The sequence below is a fragment of the Streptomyces sp. NBC_00726 genome, from assembly GCF_045161735.1.
GTDB lineage: Bacteria > Actinomycetota > Actinomycetes > Streptomycetales > Streptomycetaceae > Streptomyces.
In genome coordinates, this window is record NZ_CP108983.1 from 3,482,267 (window position 1) to 3,496,191 (window position 13,925).

Here is a 13,925-nt window from a genome sequence, read left to right on the forward strand (position 1 = left end):
AGCATATGGGATGCCGGCGGCGTTCGCCAAAACGGTTTACGGGGACGGGGTCGGGCCGGTCGGGGACGGGCTCGTGAGGACGGGCTTCTGCTCCGGCAGATGGCGGCTGACCTCGGCCGTTGTCAGTCCGAGGCCGCCGAGGGTGATCTCGTCCCAGGCTTGCAGGCGGCGGGTGGAGCGGTCCAGATAGAGCACCGAGGCGAGCACCTGTTCCGGCTTCTTGTTCTGGACGGCGCGCAGCCCGCCGCCGCCCGTGGAGCCCTCGATCATCAGCCGGGTGCCTTCCCTCAGGACCTCGTTCTGCCGGTGGTGCACATGGCCGGCCAGCGCCAGCGGCACCTCGCCGTCCGTCTCCTTCGCCGCCTCCGGCTCATGGGCGACGGCGATGTCGACGGGGGTGCCGGACCGCTGCTGCTCGCGCAGGGCGGCGGTGAGCGTGCGGCCGGCCACGCTCTCGACGTCCTCCGCCTGCTCGGGGCCCGTCCGGTCCGGGGTGAACTGCGGGTCCCCGGTCCCGGCGACCCGTAGCCCGCCGACGGTCACTGCCCGGCCCTGGTCCAGGACATGGACGTTCGGGAAGCGCTTCTTGTCGGACAGGTACTTCTGCGTCACCGCCGAGTCGTGGTTCCCGCGCACCCAGACATAGGGGGCGCCGAGGTCGGCGATGGGGTCCAGGAAACTGTTCTCGACGGCGGTGCCGTGGTCCATCGTGTCGCCGGAGTCGATGATCACGTCGATGTCGTACTGCTCCACGAGCGAGCCGATGATGTGCCACGCGGCCGGGTTCAGATGGATGTCCGAGACATGCAGGACGCGCAGGGTCGCCGGGTCCGGGCTGTAGACGGGGAGCGTCGAGGTGGCGTCGTACAGCTTGGTGACGTTGGTGACCAGACGGGCCAGCTCCTGCTGGTAGACGTCGAAGTCGCTGACGATCGAGCGGGCGTCGCCGACGACCGAAGGGGCGCTGGAGAGCAGCCCGGAGAACTTGGGCTCCAGGACCGACTTCGGGTTCCAGGTGGCGTACGCGCCGACGCCGGACGCGGCCAGCAGCGCGAGGGCCAGGCCCCCGGCGGCCAGGGCCCGGCGCGGCCGGCGGTACACCGCGAGGCCCAGCGCCGTCGCCCCGGTCACCACCGCCACGCAGGAGCGCAGCGCCAGTTCGCGGGTGCCCGCGGCGACGTCCGACGTGACCTCGTCCTCCAGCCCGGCCAGCCGTTCGGGGTGCTGGACCAGGGCCTGCGAGCGGACCGGGTCGAGCCGGTCCACGTCCACGTCCAGGCGGACCGGGGCGCGGTGCGAGTCCAGCTCCAGGGCGCCGAGCGGGGAGACGTTGATCTTGGTGCCGCCGCTGAGCGAGGGCCGCAGGGTCATCGTCGTGTCCATCGGCCCCACGGTCGTCCGGACGCTGCCCACCGCGAGCAGCCCGAGCCAGGCGCCGAACAGCACCACGACGACCAGTCCGAGCGCGCGGAAGAAGGGGCGGGGTGCGGCGAGAGGGCCGCGGACGGCGCGGCGGGATATCGGGCGGCGGCAGGGGAGTCGGGCGCGGGCCATTGGGTGCCCCTGCCCCGGTCGTGGTGCGGGTATGCCCGGGCGCGGGGACCTGGGCGGGGCGGGTGGCCGTACGGGACAATGGCCGGGTGCTGGAGATGACGCGGGAAGCGTTCGAGGAACTGGTCGCCGAGGCACTGGACCGGATTCCGCCGGAGCTGACCCGGCTGATGGACAACGTGGCGGTCTTCGTGGAGGACGAGCCGGAGTCCGACGACCCGGAGCTGCTCGGCCTGTACGAGGGCACGCCGCTGACCGAGCGCGGCGAGTGGTACGCGGGTGTGCTGCCGGACCGGATCACGATCTACCGGGGTCCGACGCTGCGGATGTGCGAGACGCGCGAGGACGTGGTGGCCGAGACGGAGATCACCGTGGTCCACGAGATCGCCCACCACTTCGGCATCGATGACGAGAGGCTGCACGCGCTCGGCTACGGGTGAGCGGGGCGCGGGGCGGCCGGGGCGACGCGGCCGGGCGCCCGGCTCCTCCGCGCCGGGCGCCCGGGGCGAAGGAGGCGGCCCGGCGGGCGTGTCCCGGGCGGGGTCACGGGAGTTGGGCAGAGCGCACCCGTCTCGTTCATGTCAGGCCCCGTTCTTCCTCGCGTCCCCGGAGGTGCCCCCGTGCGCCAGTTCTCCGTCCCCGTCCGCTGGGCAGCGGTCACCGCTGTCACGCTCGCCACGTCCACCGGCTGTATGAGCGTCGGCTCCGACGGGGCGGAACCGGCGCCCTCGCGGTCCGCCGAGCCGAAGGGGGCCGCGGTCGAGCCGAACGGCTCCACGGTGACGGGGACCGGGCACTCCCGGTTCGGCGGCGCCGGTGCGCAGTCCGAGCGCCGGGGCGCCGGGCCGAGCGCTTCCGCGTCGCCCTCCGGGAGCGCGCCCGCCACCGACGGGTCCGGGGACGGACCGGGGAAGGACGAGGACCGGGCCGCCCGTCCCTCCGTATCGGCGGGCCCGGCCGAGTCCGTGCCGCCGGAGCCCCCGGCGCCGGCCGACCCCGGCCCCGTACCGGGTCCGGAGGATCCGGCGGACACGCCCGCGCCGCCGGACCCGGAGGAGCCCGGGCCGGAGCCCTCCGGGCCCTCGGAGCCCGAGCCGCCGGCGCCCTCGGCGTCTCCGGCCGCTCAGTTCCGTACCGACGCCCTGGGGTGGCCGGATGAGGTGGCGGAGCTGCGTACACCGGAGGTATCACCGCAGGTGGGACCGGCCTGAGGGGGTGGGTGACGGGAGGCGGCTTGCGCAATGTGGGTGAGAGTGCGTATGGTGGTAGATCGTTTGATCCCATTGCCCGGCGCCGACACAGAAGAGCGCCGTGTGGCGCGTACTCTCCCTTGCCGTGGCTGGACCGCATTGAGGCGGTCGACATTGCGAAATCACGGAGTTATGGGCGCGTGCCGAGACTCCGGAAGGTTTCGCATTTCGCATGTCAATTTCCAGTTCTGACCACACCGTCATGCCCGAGAACGTCGAGAACGACGAGCTCACCGCTGTCGCCGAGGCCGTCGTGGCCGAGACCGCCGAGGCCGCTGAGCCGACCGTCACCTTCGCCGACCTGGGCCTGCCCGAGGGCATCGTCCGCAAGCTCGCGCAGAACGGTGTGACCACGCCCTTCCCGATCCAGGCGGCGACCATCCCGGACGCCCTGGCCGGCAAGGACATCCTCGGCCGCGGCCGTACCGGCTCCGGCAAGACCCTCTCCTTCGGCCTGCCGACCCTGTCGGCGCTGGCGGAGGGGTACACCGAGAAGAAGAAGCCCCGCGCGATCATCCTCACCCCGACCCGTGAGCTCGCGATGCAGGTCGCGGACGCGCTTCAGCCGTACGGCGACGTGCTCGGCCTGAAGATGAAGGTCGTCTGCGGCGGTACGTCGATGGGCAACCAGATCTACGCCCTGGAGCGCGGCGTCGACATCCTCGTCGCCACCCCGGGCCGGCTGCGCGACATCATCAACCGCGGCGCGTGCTCGCTTTCGAGCGTCCAGGTCGCCGTCCTGGACGAGGCCGACCAGATGTCCGACCTGGGCTTCCTGCCCGAGGTCACCGAGCTGCTGGACCAGATCCCCGAGGGCGGCCAGCGCATGCTCTTCTCCGCCACCATGGAGAACGAGATCGGCACGCTGGTCAAGCGCTACCTGAGCAACCCGGTCACCCACGAGGTCGACTCCGCGCAGGGCAACGTCTCGACCATGTCGCACCACGTCCTCGTCGTGAAGCCGAAGGACAAGGCGCCGGTCACCTCCGCGATCGCCGCCCGCAAGGGCCGCACGATCATCTTCGTCCGCACCCAGCTGGGTGCCGACCGCATCGCCGAGCAGCTCGTCGACGCGGGCGTCAAGGCGGACGCGCTGCACGGCGGCATGACGCAGGGCGCGCGCACCCGGGTCCTGGAGGACTTCAAGAAGGGTTACGTCAACGCGCTCGTCGCGACCGACGTCGCCGCGCGCGGTATCCACGTCGACGGCATCGACCTGGTCCTGAACGTGGACCCGGCCGGTGACCACAAGGACTACCTGCACCGCTCGGGCCGTACCGCCCGTGCCGGCAAGTCCGGTGTGGTCGTCTCGCTGGCCCTGCCGCACCAGCGCCGCCAGATCTTCCGCCTGATGGAGGACGCGGGCGTCGACGCCTCGCGCCACATCGTGCAGGGTGCGGGCGTCTTCGAGCCGGAGGTCGCCGAGATCACCGGCGCCCGTTCGCTCACCGAGGTCCAGGCCGACTCCGCGAACAACGCCGCGAAGCAGGCCGAGCGCGAGGCCGCCGAGCTGACCAAGCAGCTGGAGCGCGCCCAGCGCCGCGCCGTCGAGCTCCGCGAGGAGGCCGACCGCCTGGTGGCGCGTGCCGCCCGTGAGCGCGGCGACGACCCCGAGGCCGCCGTGGCCGAGGTCACCGCCGAGGCCGAGGCCGCCCTCGCGGCTGCCGCCGCCTCCGTGCCGGAGCAGCCGGCCGTCCGCGAGGACCGCCGCGACGAGCGGGGCAACTACGAGCGCCGCGACAACCGCGGTGGCCACCGGGGCAACGACCGCCGTGACGACCGGGGCGACCGTCCGTTCCGCCGCGACGACCGGCCCTCCGGTGGTTACCGGGGCAACGACCGGCGCGACGACCGTCCGTCGTTCAACCGGGACCGTCGTGACGACCGTCCGTCGGGTGGCTTCCGCTCCGGCGGTGACCGTCCGTTCAACCGGGACCGTCGTGACGACCGTCCGTCGGGTGGCTTCCGCTCCGGCGGCGACCGCCGTGACGACCGCGGTGGCCGCTCCTTCGAGCGCCGCGACGACCGTCCGTCGTTCAACCGGGACCGTCGTGACGACCGTCCGTCGGGTGGCTTCCGCTCCGGCGGTGACCGTCCGTTCAACCGGGACCGTCGTGACGACCGTCCGTCCGGTGGCTTCCGTTCCGGCGGCGACCGCCCGAACGGCCGCCGCGACGACCACCGTTCGACCGGCACCAGCACCGGCTCCTTCGGCCGCCGCGACGACAAGCCGCGCTGGAAGCGCAACGGCTGAGTGCGCTGACGGCCCTCTGAAGGTCTGCTGAGAGCGGGCCCGTCCTTCCTGGACGGGCCCGCTCTTTCGTCGTCCGGCAGTGGTGGAAGCAGGATTTGAACGAGTTCGAAATCATCTGTCGGTGCCTGTGCGTCTGCTGTTAAAGTCGTCGCATTCGCATGGGGGGTTGGGGCCGGGGGGCTTTCACTTCGCATAGACCGCGGCACATCTGCCGCGTCCTCTCCATGCCTTTTCGAGGGTGTCCGGGAGGGACTGAGCTTGAGACGTCATATAGGTGTGCGCAGTGCGGTCGCCGTTGTCGCGGCCCTTGTCATCGGTGCGGGCTTCGTACCACTGAACGCGGGATCCGCGAGTGCGGCGACCGGTGGCGAGGTGGTCTTTCCCGCAGACGTCGCCGCACAGCCGAGAACGGTCATTCCTCTGTCGGCCGGGCCGACGGGGTATCTGCGGTACGAGGAGGGGCGCGGTCAGTTCTGGAGTTCGTACAGCGGTGAGAACCACATCATCTACAACGACCTCGAAGGTCCCGATGCCGATGGCACCTATGGGGCCGGGTCCGACGTCGTGGCCGCGTACCAGAGCCGGGGGATGATCGAGAACGGCCAGATCCGGCTGTATGACGTGGTCGCAGGGACCAACTCCTACGTGCAGTTGCCCGCCGGGCACAAGTACGTGGGTACCTACGGCACGACAGTCGTGACGTACAGCCGCACGAGCCCCACGGCCGCGCCGGTGTGGCATCTGCTGCGGCTCGTGAAGGGTTCCGTCCAGGACACGGAGGTTTTCGGATGGCCCGACGACGCCGAGCGTCCCGTCAAGGCGGTCACCGGCGGGGCCGATGGTGTTCTCGTGCGGTACGGCCAGGGGGCCCGCCTCCGGCCGTTGTGGATTTCGCTGTCGACCGGTGAGGCCCGCCCGGTGGGTCCCGACGTCTCCGCCGCGACGGCGTCCACGGTGGTGTCACGCGACTACGTGGCGGAGTGGACCAAGGACGGCAAGGTGACCTTCTACGCGAAGGGCACATCGCAGTCCGGGCCTCTGTCCGTGAGCCAGGTGAAGAACCTTCCGTACGCGGAAGGCGACAGGCTTCTCGGCGTCACCGGGCAGCACCTGGTGGTCGCACGCGCCTCCGGGCAGGGAGGCTCGACTCCGTACCGGCTCGTGACCGTTCCCCTGGACGGCGGTCCCGAGGAGGTGCTCTTCGCCTACGGGCGGGCCGACGCCATGCCCACCCCGGACGGTGGGCTGCTCGTGGTGGCCGGCTCCCAGCCTGACGGGCTGGGTGTGCAGTTGGTCCGCCCGGGTGACGGCGGACCGACCACGGGCAAGCTGGTCGACGTCACACCGGCGACATCGCGACCACAGGAGATGAGCTTCAGTCAGGGGCAGCTCGAATCACTGGAGCTCCTGTCCGATCAGAGCAAGGGCTTCCGCTCGCGAACCGTATCCGTGTCGGGCCCGCTTGCCATCGGTGGCACGGGGCCGGCCGGTGACCGTGGTTTCGATCTGGCGGACTGCGGGGACAGCGATGGGTGCCCGACCCTGTTCGCCACAGGTGACGGACGAACCGTGATCATGCCGGCGCCCGCGAGCGATGGCCCACAGATGCCGTCGGTCGTGGGGCCGGGAGGTACAGAGGCAGTTCCGTTGTCGGTCCCTGATCTTGAATGGTTCCAGGTCGCGGATGTGTCGGGCCGTTACGCACTGGGGCTCGGCGGCAGTCCTGACGGCGAGGACACCGGCCTCATCACCGTCGACCTGGATACGGGGACGCTGCTGTCGCGCATGTCGTTCGGCGGTGAGGACACCGATCTGTACGGAGACCGGGTGTGGGGCGCGGGCACCGTGGCGGGCACGGTGGTCAGTCGTGACGCGCGGACCGGGGCAGTGCGGCAGACGGTGGATCTCGGCACCGGGTGCAAGGCCGAATTCATCAAGGTGACCCTGCACTGGCTCAGTTGGGACTGCGCCGGAAGTCCCGCCAGGGGCGGCGTGTTCGATCTGGAGAAGAAGACCAATCTGACTCATCTCGACCCGGTGTCCGTGCTCGGCGACGGTTACGTCGTCGGGTGGGGCGCCGAAGACGAGGTGCAGATCACTGATGTGCGGGGAGAGACCCCCGTACCGGTGCACACGTACACGATGACCGGCGACGGTGAGCGGGAGCCGAAGCACGCCATCGACACCGGCACCGGACGTATCGCCTATCAGCGGCAGCCCGACGGGGACATCACGGTCGCCGATCTGGGTATCCCCGCCTCGCCGATGGCCCGTATCGACTCCGACGTGCCGGCATCGACGGCGCTGCGGGGCGGGGTTCCGTCCTGGACGGCGCGCTGGTGGCTGTCGAAGCCTGCCGCCTCTTGGCAGCTGACGTTGAAGAACAAGGCCACGGGCGCCACCGTTCGAACCCTGACGGGCGGAGAGGCGCGCGGCCTGATCACGGCCGCCTGGGACGGGAAGACCGCCACCGGCGCGTACGCCCCGAACGGTTCCTACGCCTGGACCCTGACCGCCGACCCCGCCGACGGGAGCGGCGCCCCCTTCACCACTTCCGGCACTCTCAAACTGACCGGTGGGGCGGCCGCGCCACGGGACTTCGTCGGTGACGACGGGTTCGGGGACCTGCTCGCGTTCACCTCGGCCGGGAAGGCCGACTGGCGGGCCGGTACGGGGACCGGGGCCGGGCGGGTCGAGGACAAGGTGTCGGCCACCGGCTGGACGGGCGGCAACACCGTGACGGCCGCCGTGCCGTTCGAGGACATCAACGGCGACCGGTGCAACGACGTGCTGGTCCGTACGGAGGCGGGCGAGCTGCGCGCGTACACGCCGGGCTGCGGGGCCGCGCTCAAGCCCACCACGCCGTACAAGAAGATCGGCACCGGCTGGAACATGTTCGACGCCCTGACGTCGCCCGGCGACATGTCGGGCGACGGGCGCGCCGATCTGCTCGGCCGGACGCCTGCCGGCGACCTGTACTTCTACCTGGGCAAGGGCAACGGCCTCTTCGAGCCCCGGGTGAAGATCGGCTACAGCTGGCAGGGGTACCTTCTGGCCGGCATGGGCGACATGGACGGCGACGGCAAGGGTGACCTGGTGGCCCGCGACCGCTCGGGCAATGTGTGGCGCTACCCCGCCACCGGCAACGGCACACTCGGAACCCGTACCAAGATCGGGTACGGCTGGACCATGTACGACACGATGGTCGGCTCCGGCGATCTGAACGGCGACGGCCGCGCGGACCTGCTGGCCCGCGACAAGTCCGGCGTGCTGTGGAGCTACCGCGGCGACGGCGAGGGCGCGCTGGCGGCGCGTACCAAGGTCGGCGGCGGCTGGCAGATGTACACGCACCTCTTCTGATCACTCACGCGGCCCGACGCCTTGACCGTCGGGCCGCGTGAACTCCGTACGTACACCGGACGGTTGAGGACCGTGCCCTGCGACAACGGCGCATGCGTGGAGCAGGTCGCCTCGGACCACGGGACGCCGACCCGGGTGCGGATTTCATGGAGCCCCACCGCGCTGACGGCGCCGCGCGGCCGATACCCGATCGGCTGCGCGGCCGGGGCGGGCTATGCTCGGTGGTGATGTGCCGGGGGCCGTTAGCTCAATTGGTCAGAGCAGCGGACTTTTAATCCGTTGGTTGTGGGTTCGAGTCCCACACGGCCTACCTCGTGGCCCCGGGTCAGCGCGTGCGCTGCCCGGGGCTCTGCCGTGTGCGGGGCGGGTGTCAGACCAGGAGCTTCGACTTCGCTCGCTGGTACTCCTCCTCGGTGATCGCGCCCTTGTCCTTGAGGTCGGCGAGCTTCGACAGGTCCTCGACATGGCCGCCGCTCTTGTGGCCGGTGCCGCCCTCCGTACCCGCCGCGTCCCTGATGTACGCCTTGAAGGCGGCGTCGCGTTCCTTCGCCTCCTGGACGTCGCGTTTGCCCATGGACTTGCCGCGGGCGATCACGTAGATCAGCACGCCCAGATAGGGCAGTACCAGCGCCAGGATCAGCCAGCCGGCCTTGGCCCAGCCGCTCAGGTCATCGCTGCGGAAGATGTCCATGATGACCCGGAAGAGGAGGAAGAGCCACATGATCCAGAGGAAGAACCACAGCATCGTCCAGAACAGGTTGAGCAGGGGATAGTCGTCCATCGTCCACTCCCGGAGCCTCGAAATGGCTGAGTCTGAAATCAGTCATATCGCCATATGGGCCCGTGCGCCCGTTGAGGGGGAGCGCTGGGGAGGGCGGTGGCTACTTCTCCGGCTCGGACGGGTCGGCGGCGGTGGCCGCGGTCGTCTTCCTGCTGTGGACCATGATGCCGATGAAACCGGCGAGGAACCCGCTGATCAGGCCCGATATCGCGTGGTTGACCGCGTTGACGGACGCGCTGCCCGGGAGGCCGATCGCCAGGTAGTTCACCGCCGCGCTCATCGCCGCGCCCATCACACCGCCGATGAGGCCGCTCTTGGCGGCGGCGCGTGCGGGGGACGGCGGGGTGGCCGAGGGGGCGGGGGTGTGATCGGAGGCGAGTGGTGCGGCCATGGTCGAGAGCCCTCCAGGCAGGCTGCGATCAGAGACCGGGAGCGGCTCTCGACGCGCGCCGGCATGCGCGGTCGGGGGCCTGCTCACACGGGCAGCCCACCGAGCCGGGGGGTGCAGCAGATACCTTGCGACAGAACACATGTTCCTTGCAACACCTTCTCGTTTTCGGCACTTTGACGCTTGGATCAAGGCGGTCGCGGTCCGCGTGGTCATGAGGGCTCCGAAGATGCCGTAGAGTTGGGTTCACCGACGCGGGGTGGAGCAGCTCGGTAGCTCGCTGGGCTCATAACCCAGAGGTCGCAGGTTCAAATCCTGTCCCCGCTACTGATGGATCAGGCCCGGCACGCAGGCAGCGTGCCGGGCCTGATGCGTTTCCGGCGCAGACGCGTTTCGCTCCTTCGGCGGCCGAGGATTCGCCCGGTGGCCGGGCGGGCGCGAGGCTGGGGGAGGTGCGCGGTCCCGGCCGTGGCCGCACCGGGCAGGAGACCGCAGGTGGGGAAGAGAGCGCGACGGTGGCGCGGGCCCGACGGCGCGGGCAGTCGCCGGTTCGTCCGGGTGCTGCCGGTGGCGATGATCGTCATCGGGGTGGTGTTCGACCTTTTTGCACCACCCTCCTTCACGGCCGTCCCGATGTTCGCGGCCGCCCCGCTGATCGCCGCGCCCTTCTTCGCTCTGGGTACCACGATCCGGATCGGGATCGCCGCGGTGCTCGCCGTCGCGGGCATCCGGCTCTACACCGGTGATCTGGTCAAGGTGGTCTCGTTCATCGAACTGCTCACCGTGCTCACGGTTGCCGTCCAGGCGTGTGTGATCAACCGCGTCGTGCGGCGCGGAAGCGAGCAGCTGGCGTCCGCCCGGATCATCGCCGAGACGGCCATGCGGGCCGTGCTCCCCGCGCCGCCCGAGCGGCTCGGCGGACTCCAGGTGGCCGCGCGGTACGAGGCGGCGCAGGCGGACGAGTTCGTCGGGGGCGACCTCTTCGCGGCCGCTGACACTCCGTACGGCGTACGGCTTGTGCTGGGGGACGTACGCGGGAAGGGGCTGGAGGCGGTCGGCGCGGTGGCGGTGGTGATCGGGGCGTTCCGGGAGGCGGCGGAGCACGAGAAGTCGCTGGAGGGCGTGGCGCAGCGGCTGGAGCGCGCGCTGGCGCGTGAGTCGGTACGGCGGAGCAGTCTGGACGCGTTCGAGGGGTTCGTGACCGCCGTGTTCGCGGAGATCCCGCCGGGCGCGGAGCGCGTACGACTGGTGAACCGCGGCCATCCGGATCCGTTGCTGCTGTACGGGGACGGGGCGGTGGAGGCGCTGACGCCCTCGGAGCCCGCGCTGCCGCTGGGCATGGACCTGGGGGTGCGGCCGGACCGCTCGGACGAGTGGGAGCTGCCGTCCGGCGGGACGCTGCTGTTCTACACGGACGGCCTGTCGGAGGCCCGGGACGCCGAGGGTGTCTTCTACGACCCGGCGGAGCGGTTGCGCGGGCGGCTCTTCCCGGGGCCCGAGGAGCTGCTGTCCGCGCTGACCGACGACGTACGGCTGCATACGGGGGGCGAGTCGACCGACGACATGGCGCTGCTCGCGGTGGCACGGCCGGCGAAGGGGCAGCCCGACCGGCGCAGGACGGTGAAGATCGTCAAAGCGGGTGACACGCTGCGTGACTGAGGAGCGTCGCTCCGCATAACATTTGACGCAACGTCAGAAAATGCGTAGTGGTTGAGTGCCGATCAACTCGCCCGATTGCACCCGGTTGTGTCCCGTAAAGTCCGGGCCCATCGCGTGAACGATCAGCGGGAACAGCTTGGAATCGGACCCGTCTGTCTATTAACGTTCGATAACGCAGCGCGGTTGTCCCAGCCGTCGTCAGGGACGGCGCCGCGCGCGTGCGCCGAATTCCGCAAGGGAACCGGGGAACCACCTACATGGGGTGAATCGGGCGTCTTCGTCTTCACAAGAGGCGGAGGAACCCGTAGGAGACCTTCCTGCTCCGAACCCGTCAGCTAACCCGGTAGGCGAGAAGGAAGGAAAGGAGCGCGCCCGCGTGGCGTCCAACAAGCCTGCCCCCGAATCACCCTCCCGGTTCGTGTCCGAGTACGGCGCCGACTTCGCGTCCGGCCCCGGCACCGCGTACATCCCGGAACAGGGCGGCGACTACGTGACCGATCGGGGCAACGGCTTCGCCACCGGCGCCGGTTTCGACAGCGGCTTCCGCGCCGACGACGCCGAATCGGAGCGGACCTGGGAGGAATGGAATCCCACCGAGGAGTCCGTCCGCCCCGTCCGCGGCAAGCACCGTGTCGCCAAGCAGCGCAATGGTCTGGCCCGCAGCTCCACCGTCCTCGGCGTCGGTGTCATCGCGGCCGTCGGTGCGGGTGGCATGGCCACCGCGCAGAGCAAGCCGCCGGTCTCCATCTCTCTTCCCGATTCCATCGCGGACAATCTCCCCGACGCCAAGTCCCTGCCCGGCGTGGGCGCGTTGTTCTCCGGCGGGAGCGAGGCCGAAACGCCCGCCACCGCCACCGCGGCCGCCCCGCTGACCACCGCCGGCATCACCACCGCCGAGGCCGAGCACGGCACCACGGACGCCGGCGAGGCGCTGCGCGCCCGCATCCTCCAGCAGGCCGAGCAGCAGCAGGGCGCCGCCGACGCCGAGGCGAAGGCGGCCGAGGAGAAGGCCGCCGCCGAGAAGGCGGCCGCCGAGGCGAAGAAGCAGCAGGACGAGGCCGAGGCCAAGGCCGCCGCCGAGAAGAAGAAGGCGGAGGAGGAGGCGAAGAAGAAGGCCGAGGCGTTGCGCCTGGCCAAGCTCGCCGCCAGTTACTCCCTCCCCACCTCCTCGTACACGATCACCTCGACGTTCGGCGAGGCCGGCTCGATGTGGTCCTCCGGCTACCACACGGGCCTCGACTTCGCGGCCCCGACCGGTACCCCGATCAAGGCCATCCACACCGGCACCATCAAGTCGGCCGGCTGGTCCGGCGCCTACGGCTACCGCACGGTGCTGGAGCTGGAGGACGGCACCGAGCTGTGGTTCTGCCACCAGTCCTCGATCGGTGTCACGGTCGGCCAGAAGGTCACCACCGGCGACACCATCGGCCGCGTCGGCGCGACCGGCAACGTGACCGGCCCACACCTCCACCTGGAGGTCCACACCCCGGGCGGCACCGGCATCGACCCGATGGCCTGGCTGCGCGCCCGCGGTCTGACGGTCTGAGATCTCTTTCTCCGACGCCCCGGCCCTTCCCCGCACGCGGCCTTCCGAACCCCGGCAGCCCTGACGCACACCCCCCGACGTCAGGGCTGCCGGTTCGCGTAGCCGCAGCCTGCCGGATGTATGCGGCACGGAATAGCGTCCGAGCCGGAATAGCGTCCGAGCCGGAAGTCGTTGATCCACCCATGACTTCACTGCGCAATCTCGGCCCGTCGGGCCTCCAGGTCTTCCCGCTCTGCCTCGGTGGAAACGTCTTCGGCTGGACCGCGGACGAGGCCCAGTCCTTCGCCGTCCTCGACGCGTACGCGGCGGCCGGCGGCAACTTCGTGGACACCGCCGACGCCTACTCGCACTGGGCACCCGGCAACGAGGGCGGCGAGTCGGAGACGGTCATCGGCAAGTGGCTCGCGTCGCGCGGCAACCGGTCCGACGTCGTGGTGGCCACGAAGGCCGGCGCGCTCCCCGGCTACAAGGGCCTCTCGGCGCCCACGATCAAGTCGGCCGCCGAGGAGTCGCTTCGCCGGCTCGGCACGGACCACATCGACCTGTACTACACGCACTTCGATGACGAGACCGTCCCGGTCGAGGAGATCATCACCGCCCTGGACGCGCTGGTGAAGGAGGGCAAGGTCCGCGAGATCGCCGCCTCCAACATCAGCGCCGCGCGGCTGCGCGCCTCGCTGGAGTTCTCCGAGCGCGAGGGCCTGGCCCGCTATGTGGCGCTCCAGCCGCACTACAACCTCGTCTCGCGGGACACCTACGAGGGTGAGCTCCAGGACACCGCCGCCGACGCCGGGCTCGCGGCTGTCCCGTACTACGCGCTGGCCGCCGGCTTCCTCACCGGCAAGTACCGCCCGGGGACGGCCGTGGACAGCGTCCGCGCCGGGAGCGCGGCCGGTCACCTGAGGTCGGAGCGCGGACAGCGGGTGCTCGCCGCGCTCGACACGGTGGCGCGGGACCGGGGTGCCGAGATCGCGACGGTGGCCCTGGCCTGGCTCGCGTCCCGTCCCACGGTTGCCGCGCCGATCGCTTCCGCCCGCACGGTCGACCAGCTGCCCGCCCTGCTGGCGGTCGCCGGGCTCCAGCTGACGGACGAGGAGCTGACGACGCTGACGGCGGCGTCGGCGTAGGGATCAGGC

The 13,925-nt window shown here is 70.8% G+C and carries 10 protein-coding genes, 2 tRNA genes and 1 riboswitch; of the genes, 9 read left to right on the forward strand and 3 right to left on the reverse strand.

The window, feature by feature from the left end; genetic code table 11:
- Window positions 1-36: 36 nt before the first annotated feature.
- Window positions 37-1,554, reverse strand: a complete 1,518-nt coding sequence (locus tag OG338_RS15550) for a metallophosphoesterase (RefSeq protein ID WP_405937893.1) — start codon at window positions 1,552-1,554, stop codon at window positions 37-39.
- Window positions 1,555-1,640: 86 nt separating this feature from the next.
- On the opposite strand from OG338_RS15550, the gene OG338_RS15555 reads away from it, so the two are divergent.
- From OG338_RS15555 to OG338_RS15575, 5 genes are all read left to right on the forward strand, one after another.
- Window positions 1,641-1,991 (forward strand): metallopeptidase family protein, encoded by a 351-nt coding sequence (locus tag OG338_RS15555; RefSeq protein WP_018101725.1) that lies wholly within the window; start codon window positions 1,641-1,643, stop codon window positions 1,989-1,991.
- Between the two features lie 180 nt (window positions 1,992-2,171).
- Entirely contained in the window at window positions 2,172-2,762 is a 591-nt protein-coding gene (locus OG338_RS15560; RefSeq protein WP_405937894.1) for a hypothetical protein, read from the forward strand.
- 241 nt (window positions 2,763-3,003) lie between these two features.
- Window positions 3,004-5,055 carry a DEAD/DEAH box helicase gene (locus tag OG338_RS15565; protein WP_405937895.1) on the forward strand — a complete coding sequence of 684 codons (2,052 nt, stop codon included), beginning with the start codon at window positions 3,004-3,006 and terminating at the stop codon, window positions 5,053-5,055.
- A 258-nt stretch (window positions 5,056-5,313) separates the two neighbouring features.
- Window positions 5,314-8,415, forward strand: coding sequence for an FG-GAP-like repeat-containing protein (locus OG338_RS15570; protein WP_405937896.1), 3,102 nt, complete (start codon window positions 5,314-5,316; stop codon window positions 8,413-8,415).
- A gap of 236 nt (window positions 8,416-8,651) precedes the next feature.
- Window positions 8,652-8,725, forward strand: a tRNA-Lys gene (locus OG338_RS15575).
- A 60-nt stretch (window positions 8,726-8,785) separates the two neighbouring features.
- Here OG338_RS15575 and OG338_RS15580 read toward each other — a convergent pair.
- Together OG338_RS15580 and OG338_RS15585 are read right to left on the reverse strand one after the other, a co-directional pair.
- Window positions 8,786-9,196, reverse strand: a complete 411-nt coding sequence (locus OG338_RS15580) for an SHOCT domain-containing protein (RefSeq protein ID WP_405937897.1) — start codon at window positions 9,194-9,196, stop codon at window positions 8,786-8,788.
- A 100-nt stretch (window positions 9,197-9,296) separates the two neighbouring features.
- A complete protein-coding gene (locus OG338_RS15585; RefSeq protein ID WP_405937898.1) occupies window positions 9,297-9,587 on the reverse strand; it encodes a hypothetical protein in 291 nt (96 codons plus the stop codon).
- Between the two features lie 250 nt (window positions 9,588-9,837).
- Between OG338_RS15585 and OG338_RS15590 the strand changes: the two genes are divergently transcribed.
- The 4 genes from OG338_RS15590 (at window position 9,838) to OG338_RS15605 (ending at window position 13,916) form a co-directional block, all read left to right on the forward strand.
- A tRNA-Met gene (locus OG338_RS15590) sits at window positions 9,838-9,911 on the forward strand.
- A 168-nt stretch (window positions 9,912-10,079) separates the two neighbouring features.
- On the forward strand, window positions 10,080-11,243 hold the full coding sequence (locus OG338_RS15595; RefSeq protein WP_405937899.1) for a PP2C family protein-serine/threonine phosphatase: 1,164 nt from the start codon (window positions 10,080-10,082) through the stop codon (window positions 11,241-11,243).
- A 211-nt stretch (window positions 11,244-11,454) separates the two neighbouring features.
- Window positions 11,455-11,608, forward strand: a riboswitch (cyclic di-AMP (ydaO/yuaA leader).
- An 11-nt stretch (window positions 11,609-11,619) separates the two neighbouring features.
- Window positions 11,620-12,789: a M23 family metallopeptidase gene (locus tag OG338_RS15600; RefSeq protein WP_405937900.1), complete on the forward strand. Its 1,170-nt coding sequence runs from the start codon at window positions 11,620-11,622 to the stop codon at window positions 12,787-12,789.
- A gap of 182 nt (window positions 12,790-12,971) precedes the next feature.
- The gene (locus OG338_RS15605; RefSeq protein ID WP_405937901.1) at window positions 12,972-13,916 is read left to right on the forward strand and encodes an aldo/keto reductase; all 945 of its coding nucleotides are present in this window, start codon (window positions 12,972-12,974) and stop codon (window positions 13,914-13,916) included.
- Window positions 13,917-13,925 lie beyond the last annotated feature (9 nt).